General features: G+C 74.4%; 23 protein-coding genes. 16 read left to right on the forward strand and 7 right to left on the reverse strand.

Annotation, left to right across the window (positions count from 1 at the left end):
* Window positions 1-4: 4 nt before the first annotated feature.
* The 8 genes from ACFYE3_RS16190 to ygiD all read left to right on the forward strand — a co-directional run bounded on the left by ACFYE3_RS16190 (window position 5) and on the right by ygiD (window position 9,706).
* The gene (locus tag ACFYE3_RS16190) at window positions 5-1,210 is read left to right on the forward strand and encodes an aminotransferase-like domain-containing protein (RefSeq protein ID WP_387610793.1); all 1,206 of its coding nucleotides are present in this window, start codon (window positions 5-7) and stop codon (window positions 1,208-1,210) included.
* A gap of 129 nt (window positions 1,211-1,339) precedes the next feature.
* Entirely contained in the window at window positions 1,340-2,107 is a 768-nt protein-coding gene (locus ACFYE3_RS16195; protein ID WP_387610795.1) for an alpha/beta fold hydrolase, read from the forward strand.
* A gap of 253 nt (window positions 2,108-2,360) precedes the next feature.
* Window positions 2,361-3,878, forward strand: coding sequence for an ABC transporter substrate-binding protein (locus tag ACFYE3_RS16200; RefSeq protein ID WP_387610881.1), 1,518 nt, complete (start codon window positions 2,361-2,363; stop codon window positions 3,876-3,878).
* A 43-nt stretch (window positions 3,879-3,921) separates the two neighbouring features.
* Entirely contained in the window at window positions 3,922-4,863 is a 942-nt protein-coding gene (locus ACFYE3_RS16205; protein ID WP_387610797.1) for an ABC transporter permease, read from the forward strand.
* The gene (locus tag ACFYE3_RS16210) at window positions 4,856-5,698 is read left to right on the forward strand and encodes an ABC transporter permease (RefSeq protein ID WP_387610799.1); all 843 of its coding nucleotides are present in this window, start codon (window positions 4,856-4,858) and stop codon (window positions 5,696-5,698) included. The genes ACFYE3_RS16205 and ACFYE3_RS16210 overlap by 8 nt, the downstream gene beginning before the upstream one ends.
* Window positions 5,691-7,343, forward strand: a complete 1,653-nt coding sequence (locus ACFYE3_RS16215) for an ATP-binding cassette domain-containing protein (RefSeq protein ID WP_387610801.1) — start codon at window positions 5,691-5,693, stop codon at window positions 7,341-7,343. The genes ACFYE3_RS16210 and ACFYE3_RS16215 overlap by 8 nt, the downstream gene beginning before the upstream one ends.
* On the forward strand, window positions 7,330-8,655 hold the full coding sequence (locus ACFYE3_RS16220; protein ID WP_387610803.1) for an MFS transporter: 1,326 nt from the start codon (window positions 7,330-7,332) through the stop codon (window positions 8,653-8,655). The genes ACFYE3_RS16215 and ACFYE3_RS16220 overlap by 14 nt, the downstream gene beginning before the upstream one ends.
* Before the next feature lie 172 nt (window positions 8,656-8,827).
* Window positions 8,828-9,706, forward strand: coding sequence for a 4,5-DOPA-extradiol-dioxygenase (gene ygiD, locus ACFYE3_RS16225; protein ID WP_387610804.1), 879 nt, complete (start codon window positions 8,828-8,830; stop codon window positions 9,704-9,706).
* 15 nt (window positions 9,707-9,721) lie between these two features.
* Here ygiD and ACFYE3_RS16230 read toward each other — a convergent pair whose 3' ends face one another.
* From ACFYE3_RS16230 to ACFYE3_RS16245, 4 genes are all read right to left on the reverse strand, one after another.
* On the reverse strand, window positions 9,722-10,183 hold the full coding sequence (locus tag ACFYE3_RS16230; RefSeq protein ID WP_387610806.1) for an SRPBCC family protein: 462 nt from the start codon (window positions 10,181-10,183) through the stop codon (window positions 9,722-9,724).
* Between the two features lie 176 nt (window positions 10,184-10,359).
* Window positions 10,360-11,586 carry an NAD(P)/FAD-dependent oxidoreductase gene (locus ACFYE3_RS16235; protein WP_387610807.1) on the reverse strand — a complete coding sequence of 409 codons (1,227 nt, stop codon included), beginning with the start codon at window positions 11,584-11,586 and terminating at the stop codon, window positions 10,360-10,362.
* 9 nt (window positions 11,587-11,595) lie between these two features.
* Entirely contained in the window at window positions 11,596-12,768 is a 1,173-nt protein-coding gene (locus ACFYE3_RS16240) for a type III polyketide synthase (protein WP_387610808.1), read from the reverse strand.
* Window positions 12,769-12,861: 93 nt separating this feature from the next.
* On the reverse strand, window positions 12,862-13,473 hold the full coding sequence (locus ACFYE3_RS16245) for a malonic semialdehyde reductase (RefSeq protein WP_387610810.1): 612 nt from the start codon (window positions 13,471-13,473) through the stop codon (window positions 12,862-12,864).
* A 126-nt stretch (window positions 13,474-13,599) separates the two neighbouring features.
* On the opposite strand from ACFYE3_RS16245, the gene ACFYE3_RS16250 reads away from it, so the two are divergent.
* The 3 genes from ACFYE3_RS16250 to ACFYE3_RS16260 all read left to right on the forward strand — a co-directional run bounded on the left by ACFYE3_RS16250 (window position 13,600) and on the right by ACFYE3_RS16260 (window position 18,243).
* Window positions 13,600-14,022, forward strand: coding sequence for a DoxX family protein (locus ACFYE3_RS16250; protein ID WP_387610812.1), 423 nt, complete (start codon window positions 13,600-13,602; stop codon window positions 14,020-14,022).
* Between the two features lie 202 nt (window positions 14,023-14,224).
* Window positions 14,225-15,880, forward strand: coding sequence for a S8 family serine peptidase (locus ACFYE3_RS16255; protein WP_387610814.1), 1,656 nt, complete (start codon window positions 14,225-14,227; stop codon window positions 15,878-15,880).
* 233 nt (window positions 15,881-16,113) lie between these two features.
* The gene (locus ACFYE3_RS16260; RefSeq protein WP_387610815.1) at window positions 16,114-18,243 is read left to right on the forward strand and encodes a S8 family serine peptidase; all 2,130 of its coding nucleotides are present in this window, start codon (window positions 16,114-16,116) and stop codon (window positions 18,241-18,243) included.
* A gap of 25 nt (window positions 18,244-18,268) precedes the next feature.
* Here the strand turns inward: ACFYE3_RS16260 and ACFYE3_RS16265 are convergent, their stop codons facing one another.
* Genes ACFYE3_RS16265 through ACFYE3_RS16275 form a run of 3 tightly spaced genes read right to left on the reverse strand, consistent with a single transcriptional unit; the run spans window position 18,269 to window position 20,244 of the window.
* On the reverse strand, window positions 18,269-18,817 hold the full coding sequence (locus ACFYE3_RS16265) for a TspO/MBR family protein (protein ID WP_387610817.1): 549 nt from the start codon (window positions 18,815-18,817) through the stop codon (window positions 18,269-18,271).
* 3 nt (window positions 18,818-18,820) lie between these two features.
* A complete protein-coding gene (locus ACFYE3_RS16270) occupies window positions 18,821-19,444 on the reverse strand; it encodes a hypothetical protein (RefSeq protein ID WP_387610819.1) in 624 nt (207 codons plus the stop codon).
* Window positions 19,441-20,244, reverse strand: a complete 804-nt coding sequence (locus ACFYE3_RS16275) for a glycosyltransferase family A protein (RefSeq protein ID WP_387610821.1) — start codon at window positions 20,242-20,244, stop codon at window positions 19,441-19,443. The genes ACFYE3_RS16270 and ACFYE3_RS16275 overlap by 4 nt, the downstream gene beginning before the upstream one ends.
* Before the next feature lie 38 nt (window positions 20,245-20,282).
* Between ACFYE3_RS16275 and ACFYE3_RS16280 the strand changes: the two genes are divergently transcribed.
* From ACFYE3_RS16280 to ACFYE3_RS16300, 5 genes are all read left to right on the forward strand, one after another.
* Window positions 20,283-20,891, forward strand: a complete 609-nt coding sequence (locus tag ACFYE3_RS16280; protein ID WP_387610823.1) for a MarR family winged helix-turn-helix transcriptional regulator — start codon at window positions 20,283-20,285, stop codon at window positions 20,889-20,891.
* A 143-nt stretch (window positions 20,892-21,034) separates the two neighbouring features.
* Window positions 21,035-22,057, forward strand: a complete 1,023-nt coding sequence (locus ACFYE3_RS16285; protein WP_387610825.1) for a polyprenyl synthetase family protein — start codon at window positions 21,035-21,037, stop codon at window positions 22,055-22,057.
* Window positions 22,054-24,540: a phytoene desaturase family protein gene (gene crtI / locus ACFYE3_RS16290; RefSeq protein ID WP_387610827.1), complete on the forward strand. Its 2,487-nt coding sequence runs from the start codon at window positions 22,054-22,056 to the stop codon at window positions 24,538-24,540. Before ACFYE3_RS16285 ends, crtI begins: the two co-directional genes overlap by 4 nt.
* The gene (locus tag ACFYE3_RS16295) at window positions 24,537-24,893 is read left to right on the forward strand and encodes a lycopene cyclase domain-containing protein (protein ID WP_387610828.1); all 357 of its coding nucleotides are present in this window, start codon (window positions 24,537-24,539) and stop codon (window positions 24,891-24,893) included. The genes crtI and ACFYE3_RS16295 overlap by 4 nt, the downstream gene beginning before the upstream one ends.
* Window positions 24,890-26,071 carry a prenyltransferase gene (locus tag ACFYE3_RS16300; protein ID WP_387610829.1) on the forward strand — a complete coding sequence of 394 codons (1,182 nt, stop codon included), beginning with the start codon at window positions 24,890-24,892 and terminating at the stop codon, window positions 26,069-26,071. The genes ACFYE3_RS16295 and ACFYE3_RS16300 overlap by 4 nt, the downstream gene beginning before the upstream one ends.
* Window positions 26,072-26,115 lie beyond the last annotated feature (44 nt).

A 26,115-nucleotide genomic window follows, 5' to 3' on the forward strand; every position in this document is an offset into this window, starting at 1 on the left:
GGCCGTGACCCCCCGGCCCGACCACACCTCGCTGTTCGCCCACCGCTCCGAGGAGTTCCGGCCCTCCCCGGTCCGGGCCGTGTTCGAGATCGCGATGCGCCCCGGGATCATCTCCCTCGCCGGCGGCAACCCGGACATGAGCGTGCTCCCGCACGACGTCGTGGCCGCGATGACGGCGCGGATCCTGACCGAGCGCGGTCCCGAGGTGCTCCAGTACGGCTCCGGGGCCGGGATCGAGCGCCTGCCCGGGCTGGTCGTCGACCTCATGCGCCTGCAGGGCGCCGAGACCACGCCCGACACGATACAGATCACCGCCGGGTCCCAGGCGGGACTCGACCTCGTGACCAAGCTGTTCTGCGACCCGGGGGACGTGGTCGTGGCCGAGGGCCCCACCTACGTGGGGGCCCTGGGCGTGTTCGGCAGCTACGAGGTCGAGGTCGCCCACGTGGACGTCGACGACGACGGACTGGACCCCGAGGCGGTCGCCGAGCGGATCGACGGGCTGCGGGCCGCCGGCCGGAGCGTGAAGTTCGTCTACACCGTCCCGAACTTCTCCAACCCCACGGGCGTGACCACCACCGAGGAGCGGCGCCGCCGGCTCGTGGAGGTCTGCGCCGAGCGCGGCGTGCTCATCCTCGAGGACGACCCGTACGCCCTGCTCGGCTTCGACCGCGACCACCGGCTCCCGTCCCTGTACTCGCTGGACCCCGGCACCGTGATCCACCTGGGCAGCTTCTCCAAGATCTTCTCGCCCGGGCTGCGGGTCGGCTGGATCGCGGCGGTGCCGGCGGTGCGGGCCCGGCTGCAGATCGCGGCCGAGGCCGTGACGATCCACCCGTCCGTGCTCGGTCAGGAGCTCGCCGCCGAGTACGTGGGCAGCGAGCACTGGCGGCCCGCCCTGGACCGGGCGGTGGAGCGGTACCGCTCGCGCTGCGCCGCCATGATGGACGCCCTCGAGCAGTTCATGCCCGAGGGGGTGCGCTGGACGCGTCCCGCCGGCGGCTTCTTCACGTGGCTGGACCTCGACCCGGCCCTCGACCACGGGGACCTCCTGGGCCGGGCCATCGGGCACGGGGTGGTGCTGGTGCCCGGCGGCGCCTGCTACGCGGACGGGCGCGCCTCCACGAGCCTGCGCCTGGCGTACTCCGCGGCCTCGGAGGTGGACATCACCGAGGGGGTCCGGCGGGTGGGGGAGATGCTCCGCCACTGAGCCACTGCGCCGCGGTGGCGCGGCGGCTGTGGCGGCCGTGGCGACCGGCACCGGGAACGGCGGGGGCTCCTCGGCCCGGCGCCGCTCCGAGGCTGTTGCGGTGTCCTCGGGAGGGGCGATACTGGCCGCATGAGCGAGGAGCGGACCGGCCGGGCCGGGGGACTGTGGGCCTGCGCCCGGGGGAGCGGGCCGCAGTTCGTCCTGCTGCACCCCGGTGGCACGGACTCCCGGGCCCTGGGCCCGCTGGTGGAGGAACTGACGGGCCGGTACCGGGTGATCACCCCAGAGCAGCGCGCCCACGGTCACACCCCCGACCGGGAGGGCCCGCTCTCCTACGCGGCGATGGCCGAGGACACGATCGCCTTCCTCGACGAGGAGGCCGGTGCGCCGGTGCACCTGCTGGGCTGCAGCGACGGGGCCGTCATCGCCCTCACCGTGGCGCTGCAGCGGTCCGACCTGGTCCGGGACCTGGTGCTCGCGGCCGGGGTGCACCACCGCGACGGGTGGGAGCCCGGGGTCCTGGAGGGCGAGGAGGAGGTGCCGGACTTCATGGTCGACGCCTACGCGGAGGTCTCCCCCGACGGGCGCGAGCACTACGACCGGGTCGTGGAGAAGCTGCGGCAGATGCACGCGCGGGAACCGGTCTTCACGGACGCGGACCTCGCGGGCCTCGACCTCCCCGTCCTCGTGCTCGTCGGCGACGACGACGAGGTGCGGCTCGAGCACGCCGTGGCCACGTACCGCGCGCTGCCGCACGGGGAGCTGGCCGTGGTCCCGCACGCCTCCCACGGGGTGCTGGTCGAGAAGCCGCAGCTGTGCGCGCGGTTGATCACCGACTTCCACGCCGCCGACAAGCCGGCCACCTTCGCCCCGCTGCGGCGCCGCCCGGGACCCTGACGCGGCGGTGTCGGCGGGAGCGGCTCCACCGGGCAGGACGGCCGGAACGGGCCCCCAGCACATCCGTGGCGGACGCCGAACTCCTGCCGGTCCATGACGGTCTCCGCGGGTCGAGTGGACCTGTGACTGAGGTTAGCCTAACCTCTCCCCCGGGGGATTTTCCGATCATTCACATGTCGTCGGCGGACGCTACTGTCCAAGGACGCCGAACTGAGGTGGTTCTGTGCGCGCTGTGCTCCGGGCATCGGCATCGATGGGTGTCGTCGCCGTTCTCACGTTGTCAGGCTGCGGCTTCAGCGGTGGGGACGGGCAGGGCGAGCAGGCGGCAGACCGGGACCAGCGGATCGTGGTGGACAACTTCCGCGCCCCGGTGGCCGACTGGGCCCTGGAGAGCGACGCCGCCTACATCCTGTCCCTGTCCGGGTGCCTGGAGACCCTGACCCGTTACGACGAGGCCCAGGGCGAGATCGTCCCGGCCCTGGCCACGGAGTGGAGCCAGGTCTCGCCCACGGAGTGGGACTTCACCCTGCGGGACGGCGTGCAGTTCCAGGACGGCACCCAGCTCACCGCCGATGCGGTGGTGACCTCGTTGCAGAACGTCCTGGACGCGGAGGTCCCGGCCCGGGCCTTCAGCCCGGCCGTCGTCAGCGGCGTCGAGGCCGTCGACGACCGCACGGTGCGGATCACCACCCCGGCCGAGAGCCCCCTGGTTCCCTACCGCCTGGCCAGTGTCAACACCGGAGTGCTGTCCCCGGCCGCCTTCGAGGGCGGGACGGTGGACCCGTTCGGGCACTGCACCGGGCCGTTCACCCCCGTCTCGGAGCAGCCCAAGCAGTCCCTGACCCTGGACCGCAACGAGGACTACTGGGGCGGGGAGGTGCAGCTCGCCGGGGCCGAGGTGCGGTTCATCACCGATGGGGCCACGCGTGCGACGCAGGTGCAGACCGGCGAGGCCGACGTCTCGTTGTCCATTCCCGTCGCCGACCTGTCCGCCCTGGAAGCCGATCCCGAGGTCGAGGTCCTCAAGGCCGAGTCCCCGCGGACCGCCACGCTGTACATGAACAACAGCAGGGCGCCCTTCGACGACGTCGACTTCCGCCGGGCCGTCCGCTCAGCGCTGGACCTGGAGGCCCTGGCCGGCAGCGTCTACGAGGGCGCGGCCCTGCCGGGCACCGGTCCCTTCGCCTCGTCCGAGCCCTGGGCCGTCGAGGGCGCCGGGACACCGCCGCGGGACGTGGAGGCGGCGAAGGAGCTGCTGGCCGACGCCGGCTACACCGCCGAGCGGCCGCTGGAGATCATCGCGATCGTGGAGCGGGCCGAGTTCGCCGACGTGGCGACCGTCGTCCAGGAGAACCTGGAGAGCGTCGGGGTCCCCGTCACCATCACGACCAAGGAGTACGCCGCGGTGGAGCCGGACCTGCTGTCCGGGGACTACGACATGGTGCTCAGCCAGCGCAACCGGCTGATCGACATCGCCGACCCGATCGGGTTCCTCACCGCCGACTACACCTGCGAGGGCAGCTACAACCTCAGCCACTTCTGCGACGAGGACTACGACGCGCTCATCGCCAGGGCCGCCGAGACCGCCGACACCGAGCAGCGCTACGAGCTCTATGCCCAGGCCGGGAAGATCCTCGAGGAGCAGGCCGTGAACGTCTGGCTGGTCAACGAGCAGGCCATCGACGCGGTCCGCACCGACCTGCAGAACTACGTCCAGGACCCGCTGTCCCGGTACGTGCTGCGCGCGGAGACGACGAAGCCCGGCTCGTGAGCACCGCCGGCACCTGCAGAGCCCTCCGGGCACGGGGGCGGCGATGACGGCGTTCCTCGCCAGGAGGACGGCGACCCTGGGGGCCACCGTCCTGCTGGCGTCCTTCGTGGTCTTCCTCATCCCGTACGTCACCCCGGGGGACCCGGTGCGCAAGATCATCCGCTCCCGGGTCGCGGGGGAGGTGGTCGACGACGCCGCCGCCCAGGGGCTGGCGCTCGAACTGGGGCTCCAGGACCCCCTCGCGGTGCAGTACCTGCGATGGCTCGGCAGGCTCGCCGGCGGTGACATGGGCCTGTCCTACGCCAGCCGGACACCGGTGATCGAGCAGGTGCTGCCCGCCCTGTGGATCACGCTGAGCCTGGTGGTCGTGACCCTCGGCGTGGCGGCCGCGGTGTCCGTGGTGCTGGGGATCGTCGCGGCCCTGCAGGAGGGGCGCCCGGCCGACCGGATGATCACCACGGTCACCCAGGCCTTCATCGCGATGCCCGAGTACTGGCTGGCCCCGATGCTCGTGCTGGTCTTCGCGCTGCAGCTGTCCCTGCTGCCCTCCGCCGGGTGGGAGGGCCCCGCGTCCGCGGTCCTGCCGGTGGCGGTCCTGGCCCTGCGCCCGATCAGCTACTTCACCTCGGCGGTGCGCGAGGGGATGCTCGAGGCGCTGGGCGCCGAGCACGTCGTCGCCGCCCGGGCCCGGGGACTCAGCCACGCACGGGCCGTGCGGAGCCACGTGATCCCCAACGGCCTGCTGCCCCTCACCACGCTGGTGGCCGTGTGGTTCGCCGGTCTGCTGGGCGGGTCCGTCATCGTGGAGGTCGTCTTCGCGATCCCCGGCATGGGCAGGCTGCTGTTCGACGCCGTCCGCAACAGCGACATCCCCCTCGCCCAGGGCGGCGTGGTGGTGGTCGTGGGACTGGCGGTCCTCCTGACGACCGCGGCGGATCTGGTGCACGGCATCCTCAACCCCCGGATCAGGGGGCGTCATGCGTGAGCGGCCCGTCCTGGTCTGGGCGGCGGCGGCGGTCCTGGCCCTGATCGTGCTGTCCGTGGCCGTCTCGCCCTGGATCGCACCGTACCCGCCCGCCGCCCAGGACCTCACGGCACGGCTCGCCCCGCCCGGTCCGGACCACTGGCTGGGCACGGACCACCTCGGTCGCGACACCCTGAGCCGGCTGCTCGACGGCGGCCGGTTCTCCCTGGTGACCGCCGCTGTGGCCACCGTGCTGACCGCTGCGATCGGCACGGGGATCGGTGTGCTGAGCGCCCGCCGCCGGGGCTGGGTCGACGAGCTGCTCACCCGGACCAACGACGTCCTGCTGGCGCTGCCGGAGATGGTGGTGGCCCTGTTCCTGGTCGCCGTGCTGGGCCCCGGCCACCTCTCCCTGCTGCTGGCCCTGACCGTGACCGGCTGGACACCCTTCGCCCGGCTGGCCCGAGCACTGGCCTATGACGTCTCGGCCCGCGGCTTCGTCGAGGCCGCCCGCGTCCTGGGGTGCTCGCCGTCCTTCATCGTCCTCCGGCACATCCTGCCGCACCTGGCCGGACCCCTGCTCGGACAGGCCGCGCTGCGGTTCGGTCAGTTCCTGATCACCGTCGGCGCCCTGTCCTACCTGGGGCTGGGGGTGCAGCCGCCGCAGTCGGACTGGGGGGCGATGCTGGCCGCGGCCCAGCCGTACGCCGCCAGGGCGCCGGTGACGATCCTGGCCCCGGGCCTGGTGGTCTTCACCGTCGCGCTGTGCGTGACCCTGGTCGGCCAACGACTGGCGCACATGAGCAGCACCAGCATGCTGCTGCCGGCATCCGCACGGACGGAACGGGATGTCTGAGCACCTGATAGTCGAGGACCTGCATCTCAGCCACCGGCCGGCCGCGCGCGGGCCCGGAGCGGGGACCGCGGCCGGCGGCCGCCCCCTCCTCTCCGGCATCGACCTCAGCGTGGCTCCGGGCGAGTTCGTGGCGCTGGTCGGCGCCTCCGGCTCGGGCAAGACCCTGACGGCCATGTCCGTCCTGGGCCTGCTGCCCGCACAGGTGCACCGCGACGCCGGGACGATCCGGCTGGGCGGGACGGACCTCACCCGGGCCGGAGAAGCGGAGCTGAACCGCGTGCGCGGCGGCCGGATCGGGATGCTCTACCAGCAGCCGAAGCGGATGTTCAACCCGCGCCGGACCATCGGGGACCACCTGCGGGAACCGCTGAGGCTCCATGCCGGGCTGCGCGGCACGCAGGCCCGTGCGCGCACGCTGGAACTGCTGGCCGAAGTGGGGTTCGAGGACCCCCGGTGGTGCGCCCGGGCGCACCCCCACCAGCTCTCCGGCGGCATGGCCCAGCGGGCCATGGTGGCCCTGGCCCTGGCCGGCCGCCCCGGACTGCTCCTGGCCGACGAGCCGACGTCGGCCCTCGACACGGTGCTCGAGCGGCAGATCCTGGAGCTCATCGACCGCGAGCGGCGCGACCGCGGACTGGGGGTCCTCTACATCACCCACAACCTGGCCACGGTGTCCGCCTACGCCGACCGGGTCGTGGTCATGGACGCCGGACGCGTGCAGGAGTCGGGGCCGGCCGGCACCGTGCTCAACCAGCCGCGGAGCACGTGCACGAAGGCCCTCCTGGAGGCGTCGTCCCTCACCCCCACCGGGACACCGCCCGCCACCCGGGGGGCGCGCCCCGTGGTGGTGCTGGACAGCCTCACCAAGCGCTTCGGCTCGAAGCGGCGCAAAGACCTGCCCGCCGTGGACCGGGTGTCCCTCGATCTGCGGGAGGGCGAGATCCTCGGGGTGCTGGGGCAGTCCGGATCCGGCAAGAGCACCCTCGCACGGCTGATCGTGGGACTCGAGACACCGGACAGCGGCCGGGTCACCGGCACCGCGGGCGCCGATCGTGGTGGCACCGGCGCGGCGGCCTCGCACGTGCAGCTCGTCTTCCAGGACCCGCACGACTCCTTCGATCCCCGTATGCGGCTGCGCACCAGCCTGGAGGCTCCTCTCCTGCGGCACCGGGACGGCACGCCCGAGCAGCGGCGTGACCGCATCCACGGGGTCGTGCGGGAGGTGGGACTGGAGCCCGGTCTGCTGGACCGATATCCCGGCCAGTGCTCCGGAGGCCAGCTGCAGCGGCTCACCATCGCCAGAGCACTGCTGCTGGAACCCGCGGTGCTCATCTGCGACGAGGCCACCTCGGCCCTGGACGCGGTGACCCAGCGCACCGTCCTGGACCTGCTGCTGCGCCTGCACCGCGACCGGCGCCTGTCCCTGGTGATGATCTCCCACGACCTGAGCGTCGTCCGCTACATGAGCCACCGGGTCGCCGTGCTCTTCCGGGGTCGCCTGGTGGAGCTCGCGGAAACCTCTGAGCTGTTCACCCGCCCACGCCACGAGCACAGCAAGCAGCTGGTGGCAGCGGCACTGCCCCAGGTGTGCGCGATCCTGGACACGCACCGCCTGCCCGAGGAGCACCTCGATGCCCTTCCGTGACCACCGGCCCGAGACGCGCACCCTGCTGGGCGCTCAACTGGTGTTCAACATCGGCTTCTACGCCGTCGTGCCCTTCCTGGCCGGGGCCATGGGCACCGAGTACGGCCTGGGCGCCGCGGCCATCGGGCTGGTGCTGGGAGCTCGGACCTTCAGCCAGCAGGGCATGTTCCTGCTCGGCGGGATGCTGGCCGACCGGTGGGGTGCTCGCCGGGCCATCCTCACCGGCTGCCTGGTGCGCATCGTCGGCTACGCCACGCTGGCGGCGGCGTCCGACTTCGCCCTGTTCCTCCTCGGCGCGGTGCTCACCGGCGCAGGAGGCGCCCTGTTCTCGCCCGCCCTGGAGTCCCGGCTCTCCCACGCCGACCGGCCGGCCGGGACGACCGGATCCGGTTCCGGGCGGGGGAGTCGGCGGTCGGTGTTCGTGTGGCTGGCGATCACCGGAGAGATCGGCGCCGTCCTGGGCCCGGTGGTGGGATCGTTCCTCCTGGGGTGGGGGTTCGACGCGGCCCTGACCATGGGGATCGCGGTGTTCGCCGCGGTGACGGTCCTGCTGTGGTATCTGCTCCCGGCCGAGCCGGACCACCTGCCGTCGGATGGGGAAGCAGGGGTGCCCGCCGCCGCACCCTCTGCGACCGGTCCCCGGTGGGCCTGCCTGCGCGACCGGCGCTTCGTGGTGTTCTGCGCACTGGCCAGCATGAACATGCTGGCCTACAACCAGCTCTACTTCGCCGTGCCCGTCGAGCTGAGCCGACGCGGCCTCGACGGCGCCTGGCTCGGCGCGCTGTTCCTGCTGGCCTCGGTCCTGACCCTGCTGCTGCAGCTGCCGGTCTCCACCGCCGGTCTGCGCATGGGTCCCGGCCGTGCTCTGTCGGTCGGCTTCGTGCTGGAGGCCGGCGCGTTCACCCTGGCCGCCGTGACCTCGATGCACCCCGGGACCGCTCCCGGATCGATGGCGCCGCTGATGGGCACCGTCACCGTCCTGATCCTGGGGCACATGCTCCTCACCCCCACGATCCTGTCCCTGATCCCCTCGTTCGTGCCCGTGCACGGACCTGCCTCGGGGCGGGGCGCCTACTACGGGCTGGCCGCCACCTGCGGCGGCATCGCCGTGCTGGCCGGCAATGCCGTGCTCGGGCAGCTGCTCGACCTCACGGACCGGCACTCCTGGTGGCCCGGCACCCCCTGGGTGCCCCTGAGCGCGCTCACGCTCCTGGCCGCCGCCGCGCTGCCGGTCGTGCTCCGCGGGCACCACAGCACCACCCGTCCCGCTGACTCGTCCGCAGCCACAGGGCCTGCGGACAGAACCCGCTGACGGCCGACCGGACACGGACCCTGCTCCTCGACCGCGGCCGGGGCATGCCACGCCCGGTCATGTCGCCGGGGCCCGGCGCCGCCTTGGCAGGAGCAGCACCACGGGGCAGGATGGCCGCAACGGACCACTGTGGCACCGCGCGCCCCTCGGGGAGCCGCGCCGAGGAGGCGGGATGAGCGCTCAGAGCTCCGGTGCGAACGTCGTGATGCCGGCGGCGTTCTTCGGGCACGGCAATCCGATGAACGCGCTGGAGGTGAACCGGTACACCTCCGCCTGGCGGGCGTTCGGGGCCTCGGTGCCGCGGCCCCGGGCGATCCTGGTGGTGAGCGCCCACTGGTACATCAACGCCACCGCGGTCACCGCGATGCCAGCCCCGCGCACCATCCACGACTCCTACGGCTTTCCCCAGGAGCTGTTCGACGTGCAGTACCCCGCACCCGGTCTGCCGGGCCTGGTCGAGGAGATCAGCGACACCGTGCATCTCACGTGGATCGGGGCCGACGTCGACAGCTGGGGGATCGACCACGGCACCTGGTCCGTGCTCACCCACGCCTTCCCGGACGCCTCGATCCCGGTGCTGCAGATGAGCATCAACGCCGACAAGCCCCTGGACTACCACCTGGACCTCGGGGCCCGCCTGGCGCCGCTGCGGGAGGCGGGCGTGCTGATCATCACCAGCGGCAATATCGTGCACAACCTGGGCGGGATGGACTGGACCCTCACCGACGACGGCTACGACTGGGCGAGACGCTTCAACGAGGACGCCAAGGAGCGCATCCTCACCGACCCCACCGAGCTGGCGGCCCTGGACGCCCACCGGGACTGGGACCTGGCCGTGCCCACCCCCGACCACTTCATCCCGTCCCTCTACCTGGCCGGGCTCGCCGGGGCCGCCGGATCCCCGGACACCGGCGTGCTCGTCGACGGGTACTCCTACGGCTCCCTGTCGATGACCGCCTACACCCTGGGCATGGACTGCCCCCGGTCCGCCGGTGAGGGCGGGTCCTCCCGACCGCCGGCGGGCCTGCCCCCGGACGCCTCCAACATCTGAGGCACCGGGGCCGGGTCAGCCCTCCAGGTGGTGGGCCAGGTTCGCCAGCGACGAGGTGAGACCCGCCGCGTGGTCCTCCGCGGAGATGCCGGCGGGGACGTCCTCGGCACGCACCTCCACCCGGGTGCCGCCCTCGATCCGGGTGAGCTCCCAGGTCATGGTCATGGTGCCGGCGTAGGCCGGGTCGTCGGAGACGAAGTCCACGGCCTGCACCACGCGCACGCCGGGGACGAGGTCCACGAAGCGGACGTCCACGACATCGGAGTCGGCGGTGGCCTTGCCGGGGGCGGCCGAGGCGTCGGCGTAGCTGAGAACCATCCGGTAGGACCCGCCCGGCCGGGCGTCGAACCGTTCGAAGCGACCGCTCATCCCCTTGGGCGGAAGCCAGGCCGCGAGCGCGTCCGGGTCGACCAGGGCGGCGTAGACGCGTGCTGGGGAGGCGGCGACCACTCGTGCGGCCGTGTCCGTGCGTGCCATGGCGACATCGTAGGGCCCTGTCGCGCGACGCGCCCGGCGGCAGGTTGTTCCGGTCCCACCACGGGTGCGCCAGGCTCCACCGACCACCGACCACCGACCACCGGCCACCGACCACCGACCACCGACCACCGGCCACCGACCACCGGCCACCGACGACCTACGGGGGGAGCCCGGACTCAGGACAGCAGGGCCTCGGCGGCGCGGCGCCCGGAGCGCAGGGCGCCCTGGGTCGAGCCGTTGGTGCGGTGGTCGCCGCACACGTACAGGCCGTCGCCGAGGGCGGCGGGCCGGTCGGTCACGAGCCCGGGCGGCTGCTCCGGCAGCGCCCGGCGCACCTCGTGCACGGTCAGCAGGTCCCAGGCGGCGGTGTCGGCGGACCAGATCGTGCCCAGCTGCCGGCGGACGTCGGCCTCGGCAGGGAGCTCGGCGCCCCGCGGCAGGAGGGCGGTCGCCTGGATCAGCGCCCGGCCGTCCGGGGCGTAGCTGGGGGCGGCGTTGCTGACCACGGCCGTGTCGATGAGGGGGCCGGCGGACTCGCCCGGCAGGACCAGGCACCCGAGCTCCGAGGGCGCGGACTCCGCCGCGAACCACCAGGTCGCCTCGCCCTTCATGGGGGTGTCCGGCAGGTCCAGGAGCCGGGCTGCCGCGGGGCCCTCGGTGGCCACGACCACGGTGGGCGCCCGCCAGGCGGCGTCGCCGGCGCCCACGGTCCACCCGTTCCCGGTGCGCTGGATCGCGTCCACACGGGTGTCGAGGACGGCCGGGGCCCGGAGCCCGTCGTGGATCCAGGCCGGGAGGGCGCCCATGCCCCCGGTCGGAAGCCCCGGCGTGCCGAGCAGGAACCAGCCGACGAGCTCGCGCACGAAGGCCGCCGAGGTGCGGCCCTCGTCCTCGAGGATCACGCCGGCCAGGAACGGCTCGAGCACCAGGTCCCGCAGCGGTCCCCGCACCCCGGCGGCGTCGAACGACTCGTGCCAGGCCCGGTCCCGCTGCTCCTGGCGCCGCGCGCGGGGGTCCAGCCCCGGGGCGAGCCAGGCCGCCAGGGCGGGCAGCCGGCGCAGTTCCACGAGCGGGCTGCGCAGCGTTCCCGGCAGCCGGGACGGGACGCGCCGCGGATCGGCGAGGACGTCGATGCCGTCGCCGCGGCGGACCCCCGCCGCGGCGTCGAACTTCTGGATTCCCAGCGCCGCGACGTCCACGCTGCGCCGCAGCTCGGTGTAGGCGGGGTTGAGCACCTGGAAACCGCGGTCGCACCGGTGGCCGTCGACCGTGTCGGTGCGGATCCGGCCCCCGACCCCGTCGGAGGCCTCCAGGACCACCACGTCCAGTCCGTGCCGCTCGAGCAGGTGGGCGCACTGCAGGCCTGCGAGTCCGGCGCCGACGACGACGACATCGTGGTCCACGGGAACCTCCTAGCGGATCGGGACGGCCGCGGCGGGATCGAGCTCCGCGGCCGGTGCCGCGGCCCGGGCGGGGATCGTGAACAGCGCCGACTCTACGGTCAGGCCGGGTCCGAAGGCCAGGGCGCAGACGGTGCGGATCTCGTCCTCGGGGGCCGCGTCGATCACCTGGCGCAGGACGTGCAGGACGGTCACGCTGCTCATGTTGCCGCGCGTCGCGAGCACGTCGCGGGACTCCCGCAGGGCCTCGGGCGGCAGCCCCAGGGTGTCCTCGAGCTTGTCGAGGATGCCCCGGCCGCCCGGGTGGAGGGCCCAGTCGGTGATACTGTCCCGGTCCACGGCCCCCTCCGGCCCGTCCAGCAGCGCCGCCAGGGCGGTGTGGATGTTGTCCTCGAGGACCTGGGGCACCGCGGCGCCGAGGATCATCTCGAACCCGGCGTCGCCGATGGTCCAGGCCATGGCGTCCTCGCCGTCGGGGATCACGAGGGTGCGGAACCGGTCGAGCTCGAGCAGCGGGGTGACGCCCTCGGGCGTCCTCGCGCTGACCACGGCCGCCGCCGCGCCGTCGGCGAAGAGGGCGGCCCCCCGGATGGTGTCGGTGTCCCGGGCCGGGCGCAGGTGCAGCGTGCACAGCTCCACGGCCACGAGCAGGACGACGGCGGCCGGGTCCGCCGTGGCGATGGCCGCGGCCTGGCGCAGGCCGATCAGCCCGCCGTGGCACCCCATGAAGCCGATGTGCGCGCGGCGGACGGCCGGATCGAGGCCCAGGTCCCGGACCAGCTGGTAGTCGGGGCCCGGGGCGAAGAAGCCGGTGCAGGAGACGGTCACCACGTCGGTGACGGCCGCGGGGTCGAGCCCGGGGCAGCGCGCGAGGGCGTCCCGGGCGGCCGCGGCGAACAGCGCGGGGGCCCGCTCCACGTAGGTCCGGTTCCGGACGCCGGTCAGCGGAGCCAGGAACCGGCCGTCCGCGGTGATGTACGGGGACCCGGCGCGTGCGTCCTCCTCGACCAGCTCGGACAGCACCGTGTGCCGGCGCTCGACCCCGGAGGCGCCGAACACCGTGCGCAGCAGCCGGGCGTTGAGCCGGTCGGTGCCGGGCTGGGCCTGGTAGAGGTCCTGGGCGTCGGTCTGCTCGAGCACGTGCGGCGGGAGGGCCGTGCCGAGGGACAGGAGTGCGGGCGTCATCCCGTCCAGTATCCGTCCTCGGACCGACAGGTGCCACGGAGGGCGCGCGGGAGCCGGGCGGACCCGCTGTGCGCGGGTCCGCCCGGGACGGACTCAGACAGTGGTGGTCGCGGCGTCGAAGTCCAGGCGCGGCAGCCGCTCGTGGCGCGGGGCGGCGGGGGTGCCGATGTTCACGACCATCAGAGAGCGCAGGCCCGTGCCGGCGTGGAACTCCGCGTCCACCCCGGCGGCGTCGAAACCGCCCATGGGTCCTGCGGCCAGGCCCACGGCGCGCACGGCCAGCACGAAGTACCCGGCCTGCAGGTGGGCGTTGTCCCGGCCCATCTGCGCGCGCAGCTCCTCGTTGCCAGCGAACATCTCCTGGTTGCCGGCGGCGGGCGGGAAGACGACGGGCAGGTGCTCGTGCCAGTCGACGTCGTAGCTGAGCACCGCGACGACGGGTGCCGCGGCGGTCTTCGCCCGGTTGCCCTCGGCCATGTGGGGGAGCAGGCGCTCCCGTGCCTCCGCGGAGCGGATCCACGTCACGCGCAGCGGCTGGATGTTCATGGCGGTGGGGCCCATCCTGGCGAGCTCGAAGGCCGCCCGGAGCTGCTCGTCGGCCACGGGCTCGTCGAGGAACTCGGAGGCCGTGCGGGCCTCGCGGAAGAGCAGGTCGGCGGCGAGGGCGTCGAGGGTGAGCTGGTCCTGCAGGGTCTCGGGTGCCATGGGGTGTCCTTTCAGGGGCGCGGTCACGTTGATGTACATGTCAACAAAGAGAGGTGCGGGTCTATGCCGGTGACGCACTGTGCCGTCCGTCACGTCGCAGCACGTCCCGGTGGGTAGCCTGACCCCATGCCCCTTCGTTCCCCGCAGATCCGATCCGGGGCGGATCCCCGCGGCGTCCGCTCCGGCGCCGTGGCGGCACGCGCCCTGCGCATGGGAGCGGTCCTGTGCGGGACGGGCGTGCTGCACCTCGTGCGGCCCGCACCGTTCGACGGGCTGATCCCCCGGTCGCTGCCGGGCACGCCCCGGACCTGGACGCTGGGCTCCGGGGTGGCGGAGCTCGGGATCGGAGCGCTGCTGCTCCACCCCGGCACCCGCCGTGCCGGCGGCTGGGCCGCGGCCGCCCTCTTCGTGGGCGTGTGGCCGGGCAACGTCACCATGGCCTGGCGCGCCCGCCGGGGTTCCCCGCTGCGGCGGGCCGTGACGCTCGTGCGGCTCCCGCTGCAGGTCCCCCTGATCGCCGGAGCACTGCGCATCGCCCGGGCGGGCTGAGCGCCCATCGCTCGGCACGGGGCGCCTCCCCGTCCCCGGACCGCGGGGTTCGCATTCGGTCACACACGCACACCCTCCCTACGCTGGGCAGAGCACAGGAGCGGGGGCTCCGTTTCCGCAGGGGGATCTCTCCCGCTCCAGTCCATCGGGGGGTGGGCTGTGTGCACCATGCCGCCTCCCGTCCCGACGGCCGGAGGATTACTTGACGACCACCCGCAGCACCACCGCTTCTCTCGCGCTCGCGGCCGCCCTCGCCCTCGTCCCGCTCGGCTCCGCCGCGGCGGCGACCGGGGCCGCCGCGCCTGCCGTCCAGGCCACCCCGCCGGTCCCGGAGGCCGCCGGTACGGCTGCCGGAGCTGGTTCCGGAACGGTGGCGGCGACCGATCGCGTCGTCGTGAAGTTCCGGGACGGCGCCGCCCCCGAGGACTCCCGCGACGTCGTGTACGCGCAGGCCGCAGGCCGGTCCGGGGGCGCCGGGCTCGTGGAGACCGCCGCCACCGCGGACGGCGCGCAGGTGGTGCGCACCGACGGGATGCTGGCCGGCGCCGAGCTCGAGGCGCTGACCACCGCCCTGGAGCAGGACCCCGCCGTGGAGTACGCGGAACCGGACCTCCTGGCGACCACCGCCGCGGTGCCCGACGACCCGTCCTACGCGGCGCTGCAGTGGAGCCTGTGGGACGACCCGGCCGGCCTGGGCATGCCCCTTGCGTGGGACCGGGCCACCGGTGCCGGACAGACCATCGCCATCGTGGACACGGGCATCACCTCCCACCCCGACCTGGACGCGAACGTCCTGCCCGGCTACGACTTCGTCTCCACGGCCACGAACGGCCGGGACGGCGACGGGTGGGACGCGGACCCGACCGACATGGGCGACCACCCCGACGCCGTGCTGTGCCCCAACAGCCCCATGCCCCCGCAGTCCACGTGGCACGGCACCCACACGGCCGGCATCGCCGCGGCCGACGCGAACAACGGCCTGGGCATCTCGGGGGTGGCCCCGGACGCGAAGATCCTCCCGGTGCGCGCCGTGGGCGCCTGCAGCCAGGGGTACATCACCGACGTCGCGGCCGGCGTCCTGTGGGCCGCCGGTGCCCCGGTGGCCGGAGCCGCCGCCAACCCGAACCCCGCGACGGTCATCAACCTCAGTCTCGGCGTCCCGGGGGAGTGCCCGGCGGTGCTGCAGTCCGCGATCAGCGAGGCCCTGAACCGGGGGATCCCCGTGGTGGTGGCCGCGGGCAACCAGGGCACGGACGCCGCGCAGTCCGCCCCGGCCAACTGCGCCGGCGTGATCTCGGTCGCCGCCACGGACGTCTCGGGTGCCCTGGCCCCCTACTCCAACTCAGGCTCGGTCACGCTCGCGGCCCCGGGCGGGGATCCGTACGCGCAGATCCTCTCGACCGGCAACGCCGGGGTCCAGGCCCTCGGCGCGCCCACGTACACGGAGCGCAACGGCACGTCCATGGCGGCGCCGGCGGTCTCCGGCACCGTGGCGCTGCTCCGTGAGGTCGCGCCGGGACTGGGTGTGGCGGGCCTCCGGGACGCGCTGACCTCCACCGCACGGCAGGCCCCCGGCGGGTGCGCGGCCGGGTGCGGCGCCGGCATCGTGGACCCGGTCTCCGCGCTGGTCGCGGTGCAGGGCGGCGAGCCCTTCACCACCGCGGGCGGCATCGGGGCGCTGCACCGGAAGATCAGTGCAACCACCGGCGAGGCCCGCTCCCGGGAGCTGTGCGCCCTGGGCGGCACGCCGTGCTTCCAGGAGTTCGCCAACGGATGGATCGTCTGGAACGCCGGTCTCGGCGCCCGCTGGCAGCAGGCCCTGCCGGCCCAGTGGTGGGCGATCCCCTCCGCGGGCTGATCCACCGCCCCGCCCGACGGCGCCGTCCACCTCCTGGGGTGGGCGGCGCCGTCGTCGTCCCCGGGCGGCTCCTCCGGGACGTGTCGACTCATCGGAAAACATGGATCTTCCCATTCGGTAACACAAGCAACCGCTCCGTACGCTGAGCGCAGCGGCGCCGACTCCCCGCTTCCCGTGGTCGGTGCACTGCAGCTGCCCGCTGCGCGCTGCACCCCCCACCGGCTGGAGAGTCCATGACGTCCTTCCACGGCCGTGCCCTGGCGGCCGCCCTGGTCCTGATCCTGGCCGGTGCCCCGGCCCCCGCGGCGGCCCGGCCCCCGGCGGAGGCCGTCGGACCGGCCCCGCACGCGCCCGCGACGGGCGGGCCACGGAGCCCCGGCGCGACCGACCGGGTGATCGTCAGGTTCAAGGACGGCGCGGAGCCCGCCCCGCGGGCCCGCGAGCGCGTCTACGCGGAGGCCGCGGAGCGGATCGCGCCCCGGGGCGCGGCGGCGGCGGGCGAGCACCAGGAGGCGGCGCCCCTGCTGGACGAGATCAGCGAGACCGTGGACTCCGCCAGGGTCGTGGCGGCGGACGAGCTCCTCGACGCGGCGCAGCTCGAGACCCTGACCGCCGCGCTCGAGGAGGACCCGGCCGTCGAGTACGCCGAGCCGGACCATCTCGCGAGCACCGCCGCCGTGCCCGACGACCCCTACTACGCGACGTCGCAGTGGAACCTCCAGGCCACGGCGGGGGGCCTCGACCTGCCCAGCGCCTGGGACCGGGCGACCGGCAGCGGCCAGACCATCGCGGTCGTCGACACCGGGATCACGGCCCACCCCGACCTGGACGCCAACGTCCTGCCCGGCCACGACTTCGTCTCCCTGCACGCCGGCGGTGTGCAGCCCGGCCACTCCCGCGACGGCGACGGCTGGGACCCGGACCCGCAGGACGAGGGCGACTACGCCGGCCCCGGCGAGTGCGGGTCCGGCTCCGCGGCCCGGTCCTCCTCCTGGCACGGCACGCACACGGCCGGCACCGCGGCGGCGCGGGGCAACAACGCGACCGGCGTGGCCGGTGTCGCCCACGGCGCGAAGCTCCTGCCGGTGCGCGCCCTCGGGGCCTGCGGGGACGGGTACGTGTCCGACATCGCCGTGGCGATCGCCTGGGCCGCCGGCGACGACGTCGACACCGTCCCGGCGAACCCCCACCCGGCGACCGTGGTGAACCTCAGCCTCGGCTTCCTCTCCAGCACGTGCCCGGCCGCCCTGCAGGAGGGCATCGACCGGGCGCTGTCCCGCGGGGCGAGCGTGGTCGTCGCGGCGGGCAACAACAACCGCGACGCCCGGCTGGAGTCCCCGGCCAACTGCCGCGGGGTGATCGCCGTGGCCTCCACCACCGCCCACGGCGCCCGCGCCGGGTACTCCAACTGGGGCAGGGTCACGCTGGCCGCCCCGGGCGGGGACCCCGCCCGGCAGATCCTGTCCACCGCCGACGCCGGGAGGGCCCGGCCCGGGGGCGGCACCTACGCCTACAAGTACGGCACCTCGATGGCCAGCCCCACGGTCGCGGGGGTCGTGGCCCTGGTCCGTGAGACGGACCCGTCCCTCTCCCCGGCCCAGGTCAAGGAGGTCCTGGTCGCCACGGCCCGGCCCCTCCCCGGAGCCTGCCCGGGCGGCTGCGGCGCCGGGCTCCTGAACCCGAGGGCCGCCGTCGCCCGGGCCACTCTCCAGAAGGGCTACACCACGCAGGGCGCCATCGGCGCGCTCCACGCCCGGATCGGCGCCTCCACCGGGGCGCCGCGCTCGCACGAACGGTGCGGCCTCGCGCAGGACGGCTGCTACCAGGAGTTCGAGCGCGGAGCCATCTACTGGAGCGTGGGCTCGGGCGCCCGGTGGGTGCACGGCAGCGTGCGGAGCACCTGGAACCGGGCCGGCGGCGTCAACGGCCTCCTCGGCTACCCCCGGACCGAGGAGACGGGCAACGGCGCCGGCGGCGTCCACCAGCGCTTCCAGCGGGGCACGGTCGTCTGGAGCGCCGGGACCGGAGCGGCCGCCGTGCGCGGCGCCATCGGCTCACGCTGGGCGGCCCTGGGCGGGGAGACGGGCCCCCTGGGGCACCCGCTGGGCGGCGAGCGCGGCGGACTGGCCGGCGGCGGGGCGCACCAGGCCTTCGAGCGGGGCCGGATCCTGTGGTCGCCCGCCACCGGCGCGCAGCCCGTGCGCGGGGCGATCGGACGCGCCTACGCCGACCTCCGGGGCGAGCACGGCCGTCTGGGCTACCCGGCGACCCCGGAGCACCGCTCCGGGGACTCGGTCCTCCAGCGCTTCCAGGGCGGATCGATCAGCTACCGCCACGGCGCGATCACGATCTCCGCCCGCTGAGCGGGTCCGGGCGCCCGGGACCGGCTCAGGCGTTGAGCCGGTGGATGCGGGCGCTCAGGACGGTGGCGAAGCCGCACCAGCCGACGTAGGGGAGCAGGGCGGCGCCGTGCAGCGGGCGTGCCTGCGCCGCCCGGCGTGCGAGATCGGCGGTGCTGGCGGTCAGCGCGGCGGCCGTGGCCGCGGCCAGGGCGGTGTCGTGCTTCGTGAAGAAGACCCAGCTCCACCCCGCGTTCAGGGCGAGGTTCAGTGCGAGCGCCCGGCGGTAGCCGCGCTCGCGCCGTGCCGCCTCCGACGGGGTGCACCCCGGACGCCGGATCGTCCGCACCCGCGGGCCGCGGCGGTGCAGGCCCGGGCGGGTCTGCCGCTGCAGCTCGGTGAGCACGGCGGCCGAGGTGACCGCGAGGTCCGTGTAGAGCGCGGTCCACACGACGGGGAACACGGCGGCCGGCGGCTGCAGCCCCGGTTTCCGCAGGTCCCGGTACCAGGGACTGTCCACCCCGGCGGAGGCCGCGGTGCCGGCCACGGCGGCCGCCCCCGTCTGCACGGTGGTCTTGAGCAGATTCGTCCAGAACATGGATCAGTCCTTCGTCTCGGTGGTGTCCGGGTTCTCGGCGGCGCGCGGATTCCCGACGGCGTCCCCGTGACCGGCGCGGTCCCGGTGCGCGCGGGTGCCGCCGGGTGCGGCAGCCCGCTGCCGGGCCCAGGTGCCGAGGATCCCGGCGACCACCGCCCCGGCGTGGCCGGCGGCCAGATCCCCCATGGTGTCCAGGTAGCCCACGTTCACCTGGGGGTCCACGAGGTAGTAGCCGGCGAACTCGAGGTACTCCCACACGAGGGCCAGCGCCGCGCCGAGGGAGCTGACCAGGACCACGTGGGACACCGGGCCGGGGGACGCGAGCCGGGACCAGCGCTCGAGGGCGCGGAACGCGAGCTCGGCCAGCACCGCGGTGGCCGCGAAGTGGACCACCAGGTCCCAGTGCTCCAACCTCTCGTAGAGCAGGAACACCGAGCTCCACGCCGCGAGCAGCAGCGTCAGGTCCGTGGTGATCTCGAGGGCCGCGGGCAGCCGGGCCCGCCACGTGATGGTGATGGCCAGGCACACGAGCATCATCACGGAGGCGCCCACGGCGTCGAAGAACAGGGCGGTGAGCAGCACGGAGAGCGGGCCGATCCACCGCACCGCGAGGGCGAGCCGGTTCATGCACGGCCCCCGTGCAGCCGGTGTCCCAGGCGCGCCTGCCACCGCTCCCACGGGCGCTCGTCCGCCCAGTTGAGCCGGATCGTCCGGAAGGCGCGCGCCAGCCGGACGACGGCGGGGCGCCCGCCCCGCAGCGCCCGGGGGGACATGCCCACGGACAGGCCGGGCCGGAACAGGATCCGGTGCGCGGGGTCCAGCCGGAAGCTGAGGTCGAAGTCGTCGTGCAGCTCCGGGTCGTCGCGGTGGACGCCGTCCCGGACCTCGAGCCACCACGACCGGCGCATCGCCATGTTGGTGCCGAACAGGGGAGGGTGGGCCAGCGCGGCGGCCGTGGTGAGCACGTACAGGCCGATGTAGAGCGAGGACAGCAGCCGGTCGATGCCGGGGGGAAGGCCGTGGAAGCGGCCCGGGCCGGCCACGGCGACCACGTCCGGACGCGACTCGAGGGCCGCGAGCAGCCCGGCGATCCACTCCGGGCCGGGGAGGCTGTCCGCGTCGCAGCGCACCACCACGTCCCCCCGGGCGGCGTCGTAGCCGGCGGCGGCGGCGGCGGGAATGCCCCGCACGGGCTCGAACACCACACGGGCCCCGGCGGCGCGGGCGACGTCGGCGGTGCCGTCGCTCGAGGCGTTGTCCACCACCACGATCTCGTCCGGCGGACGGGTCTGCGCGGCGAGCAGCCGCAGGCACCGCGCGAGGTGCACGGCGTCGTTCCGGGCCGGCACGACCACGGACACCGCCGGGGCGCCGGCCGTCCCCGGCGGCGGGAGGTCCGGTCCGGTGTGGTCTCTGCGCTCCGTCATGGCCCCATTCTCTCGTGCCCGCGCCCTAGAATCGGCACATGCAGTCCGACGAGGGCACGATCAGCACGCCCGGCGCCGCGGCGCCGGGCGGCAGCGCGCACCAGGGGCGGCGGGGATTCGACGTGCTCTTCCTGCTGCAGCAGTTCAGCACCGAGGCCGAGCGGTACGCGGACCAGGTCCGCCGCCGCTTCGGTCTGGCGCACAAGGACGTCCACGCCCTCAACGAGGTCATGCAGGCCAACCGCGCCGGCCGGCCGATCCGCGCCGGGGACATCGCCCGCCGGCTCGTGCTGAGCGGCTCGGCGACCACGACGGTCATCAAGCGCCTGGTCGGCGCGGGACACCTGGTGCGCGCGGTCGATCCCCGCGACCGGCGGGAAGTCAGCCTCCAGGCCACCGAGCACGCCTACCGCGCCGGCCGCCGGATGTTCTCGGCCATGGGCGAGGAGGTCCTGGCGGTGCTCGACGACTGCACCGACGAGGAGATCGACGTCCTGCGGCGGCGCCTGCCCCAGCTCACCGAGGCGGTCCGCCGGGCCGGCCAGCGGGCGGGGGAGGGCCCGCGCGAGGACGGGGCGACGCAGGGGGCGCCGGTCCCGCCCGGAACGGCTCCGGAAGGGCCCGGGACGGCTGCGCGCACGGCGTGACGCAGATGATTGATTCGATTATCGAAGGACTGTGGTGGAATGGGGGAATGGTGACGGTCTTCTCGCGCGAATCGGCCTCCTCGAGCGCTCGTCCGGGCACCGGGACGCGTACCGGGCACGGTGGGGGGAGGGAGCCTGCCCGGGTGCCCGTCCTGGAGGATTTCCTCGCCGAGGCCACCGGCCGCGCGGAGGCCGTGGACCCCGGGTTCGCCCGGCTGTGGGGCGAGGTCTCCCGGCTCAGCTCCGGGGGCAAGCAGATCCGTCCGCACCTCGTGCGCCTCGCGGCCGGCGCCTATCCCGCGCCCGAGCCGGAGCCCGTGGTCGAGGCCGTCGGCGCGGCGTTCGAGCTTCTGCACACCGCCCTCATCGTGCACGACGACGTCATCGACCAGGACGAGCAGCGCCGGCACCAGCCCACCATCAACGCCGCCGCGGCCGCCCGGGCGTTCGCCTCGGGCTCGGGGCCGGACCAGGCACGCCAGTACGGCGCGAGCGTGGGCGTCATCGCCGGGGACCTCGCCCTCGCCGGCGCGTACCGGCTCGTGGCCCGCTCCGGGCTCTCGCCCGAGCGGCTGCCCCGCCTCCTCGACCTGCTCGACGCCGCCCTGTTCTCCTCGGCCGCGGGAGAGCTGCTGGACGTGGACCACACGCTGCCCGGGGCCCGTCCCGACCGCGAGCAGATCCTCGCGGCCACGTGCCTGAAGACCGCGGTGTACTCCTTCGAGACCCCGCTGCAGGCCGGCGGGGTGCTCGGCGGGGCCCCCGACGGGGACGTGGAGGTGCTCGGGCGCCTGGGCCGGACCGTGGGCACCGCCTACCAGCTCGTGGACGACCTGCTCGGCGTCTTCGGGGACCCGGAGGCCACGGGCAAGTCCGCGGTCAGCGACCTGCGGGAGGGCAAGCGGACCATGCTCGTCGCCGCCGCGCAGCGCACGCCCGCCGGCGAGGAGCTCGACGCGATCCTGGGCCGCCACGAGATCAGCAGCGAGCAGGCCCTGCGGGCCCGCGACCTGCTCGAGCAGTGCGGGGCGCGGCAGGAGGTCGAGGACATGGTCGCCGAGTGCGCGGACGAGGCCCGGGCCCTGCTCGACGCCGCGGGGCTGCCCGCGTCCCTCGAGCGGGACCTGCGCCGCATCGTGGCCGGGGCCACGGAGCGCGTCCGGTGAGCGCCGCCCAGCACACCGGGTCGCCGGCCGAGGCCGCCGCCCGGTACGACGACACCGCCCGGCAGGCCGCCGAGACCGTCATCCGCCGCTACTCCACGTCCTTCGGCCTCGCCTGCCGGCTGCTGGGCCCGGAGATCCGCCCGCACGTCTACGCCGTCTACGCCCTCGTGCGGATCGCCGACGAGATCGTCGACGGCGCCAGCGCCGGCGCGGGGGTCCCGCCCCGGGGGTCGAGGGAGCTGCTGGACGGCCTCGAGGACGAGACGTACGGGGCGATCGAGCGCGGCTTCAGCAGCAACCTCGTGGTGCACGCCTTCGCCCGCACGGCCCGCCACGCGGGGATCGGCCCCGACCTCGTGCGCCCGTTCTTCGCGTCGATGCGCGCCGATCTCAGCGAGGACCGGCACAGCGCCGACTCCCTCGACGAGTACGTGTACGGCTCGGCCGAGGTCGTGGGGCTGATGTGCCTGCAGGTCTTCCTGGCCGGCCGTCCCGTGCCCGAGCAGCGCCGGGCGCAGCTCGTCGCGGGGGCCCGCCGGCTGGGCGCGGCGTTCCAGAAGGTCAACTTCCTGCGCGACCTGGCCGAGGACTACGGGGAGCTCGGCCGCGTGTACTTCCCCGGCGTGGAGCCCGGGGAGTTCTCCGAGGCCGAGAAGAACCGCCTCCTCGACGACATCGACGCCGACCTCGCCGCCGCCCGCGCGGTGATCGGGGACCTACCCGGGTCCTCCCGCGCCGCCGTCCTCGCCGCCCACGACCTGTTCCGGGAGCTGTCCGTGCGGATCCGCGCCACCCCTGCCCGGGAGCTGCTGAGCTCCCGCATCCGCGTGCCGAACCCCCGCAAGGCCGGGCTCGCCGCGGCCGCCGTGGTCAAGGCGCGCACCCGCCGTCGCCCCACCGGGCCCCGCGGGCGGCACGCCGTGGTGGTGGGGGCCGGGATCGCCGGGCTCGCGGCCGCGGGCCTGCTCGCGAAGGACGGCTGGGACGTGACCGTCCTGGAGCGCGGGACGATGACGGGCGGGCGCGCCGGGCGGCTCGAGCGGGACGGCTTCCGCTTCGACACCGGGCCCTCCTGGTACCTCATGCCCGAGGTCTTCGACCACTTCTTCCGGCTCATGGGCTCCAGCGCTGCCGAGGAGCTCGAGCTGCTCCGACTGGACCCCGCGTACCGGGTCTGGGGCGAGCGCTACGAGGAGCCGATCGACATCCGCTCGGACCTCGAGGACACCGTGGCGCTGTTCGAGTCGGTGGAGCCCGGTGCGGGCGCGCGGATCCGTGCGTACCTGGCCTCGGCGAAGCGGACCTACGAGCTCGCCGTCGACCACTTCCTCTACACCTCCTACGCCTCGTTCACGCCGCTGCTCACCCGCCCGGTCGTGCGGGGCCTGCCGGAGCTCGCCCGGCACCTCACCGGCTCCCTGCACGACTTCGCCGCCGGCACCGTGCAGGACACACGGCTGCGGCAGGTGCTCGGCTACCCGGCCGTCTTCCTGGCCAGTGCGCCCCGGATGACGCCGTCGCTGTACCACCTCATGAGCCACATGGACCTCACGGACTCCGTCCAGTACCCGCAGGGCGGGTTCCGCCGGGTCGTCGAGGCCGTCGAGCGGCTCGCCCGCGCCCACGGGGCACGGATCCGGACGGGGGCGGACGTGGTGCGGATCAGCACCTCCCCGGCCGCCGACGGCCCGGTCCGGGCCACCGGCGTCGTGTGGCGGGACGCGGACGGGGCGGAGCACGAGCTCGCGGCGGACGTCGTCGTCTCGGCCGCGGACCTGCACCACACCGAGACCGCGCTGCTCCCGCGCGGGCTGCAGAGCTACCCGCAGCGGTACTGGGACAAGCGCCAGACCGGCCCCGGCGCGGTGCTCGTGATGCTCGGGGTGCGCGGGGAGCTGCCCGAGCTGCCGCACCACAGCCTGTTCTTCAGCGAGGACTGGGACACGAACTTCCGGGCGATCTTCGAGGAGCCCACGAGCGTCCCGGACCCCGCGTCCGTCTACGTCTGCAAGCCCTCGGCGACCGACCCGGACGTGGCCCCGGAGGGGCACGAGAACCTCTTCGTGCTGATCCCGGTCCCCGCCGACCCCGCGCTGGGCGCGGGCGGCCCGGACGGCACCGGCTCCCCGCGGGTCGAGGCCGTCGCGGACCAGGTGATCGACCAGGTCGCGGCGTGGGCCGGCGTGCCCGACCTGCGGGAGCGCATCGTGGTGCGCCACACCGTGGGCCCGGAGGACTTCCGGCGGGACTTCAACTCCTGGCGCGGCAACGTGCTGGGACCCGCTCACGTGCTCAAGCAGTCCGCGTTCTTCCGGGGCGCCAACCGCAGCCGGAAGGTCGCGGGCCTGCACTACTGCGGGGCCTCGACCATCCCCGGCATCGGCCTGCCGATGTGCCTGATCAGCGCGGAGATCCTGCTCAAGGATCTGCGCGGGGACACCTCCACCGGACCGCTGGCAGAACCCCTGGTGCCGCGCGGATGAGCTTCGTGTACCTCGGCTTCCTGCTGTTCAGCCTGGCCGGGATGGTGCTCCTCGACGTGCGCGAGAGACTGTTCTTCGCCCACGACCCCCGCCGGGCGGCCCTCGTGCTGCTCACGGGCCTGGTGTTCTTCCTCGCCTGGGACGTCGCCGGGATCAGCCTGGGGATCTTCCTGCACAGCCCGAGCGTCTGGGCGACCGGCTGGATGGTGGCCCCGCAGATCCCCGTCGAGGAGGTCGTGTTCCTCGTGTTCCTCTGCTACCTGACCATGAACCTGGTCCGGCTCACGGAGCAGGTGCTGGCGCGCCGCTCCGCCGCGGCCGCTCCGGCCCCGGGGGAAGCCGACGCCCCGTGACCTACGCCCTCGTCATCCCCGTCTTCCTCGCGCTCGCCCTGACCCCGGCCACCCTGCTGGTCCGCAGGCCCTCCCCGGCGCCGCCGCGGCGCCGGGCCCTGGCCGTGCTCGGGATCTCCTTCGTGGTGCTCGCGGTGCTGACGGCCGTGTTCGACAACCTCATGATCGCCGCCGGGTTCTTCGACTACGGGGCCGGGCACATCACGGAGCTGCGGATCGGTCTCGTGCCCGTCGAGGACTTCGCGTACCCGCTCGCCGCACTGCTGCTGCTGCCCTCGCTGTGGTGGGGTCTGGCGGAGCGCGGCCGCCTCGCCGCCACCGTGCGCACCCTCGTGGCCACCTCCCGACCGGTCTCCTGGGTCAACACCGCCTACCCCTTCGCGGCGGCCGGCGTCCTGACGACCGGTCGGGTGGACCTGCCGCTCGTGGTGGGGACGCTGTTCTTCCTCTTCCCGTACAACCTCCTGATGTACGGGATCAACGACGTCTTCGACTACGAGTCCGACCTCCGCAACCCCCGCAAGGGCGGTGTGGAGGGCGCGCTCGTGGACCGGTCCGAGCACCGGACGATCCTCGTGGGCTCGGTGCTGACGGCGCTGCCCTTCCTGGCCTACCTGCTCCTGGCGGGCGGGGCCGCCGCGGCGGGAGTGCTCGTGGTCAGCCTGTTCGCGGTGGCGGCCTACAGCCTCGAGGGGCTGCGCTTCAAGGAGATCCCGTTCCTGGACTCGGCGACCTCCGCCACCCACTTCGTGTCCCCGGCCGTCTACGGCCTCGTGCTCGCCGGAGCGGACTGGTCGCCAGGACTCGTGGCCCTGTGCGCCGGGTTCTTCCTGTGGTCGATGGCCTCGCAGGCGTTCGGGGCCGTGCAGGACGTCCAGGCGGACCGGGAGGGCGGGCTGCGCTCGATCGCGACGGTCCTGGGCGCCCGCCCCACGGTGTGGGCCGCCGCGGCGTTCTACCTCGCCGCCGGGGTGCTCCTGCTGCTCACGCCCTGGCCCGGACCGGTGGCGTCCTTCCTGGTGCTGCCCTACCTCGCCAACCTCGTGCCGTTCCTGACCATCACGGACGCCGGCTGCGAGCGCGCCAACCGGGGCTGGCGGCGGTTCCTGTGGTTGAACTACCTCACCGGGTTCCTGGTGACGCTGCTGCTGATCTGGGCGTGGGAGCTCGCCCGCTGACCGTCCGCCCGGACCGTGGCCGCAGACCTGCCGGCGGCTTCCGC

The sequence above is a fragment of the Kocuria arenosa genome, from assembly GCF_042879215.1.
GTDB classification, from domain to species: domain Bacteria; phylum Actinomycetota; class Actinomycetes; order Actinomycetales; family Micrococcaceae; genus Kocuria; species Kocuria arenosa.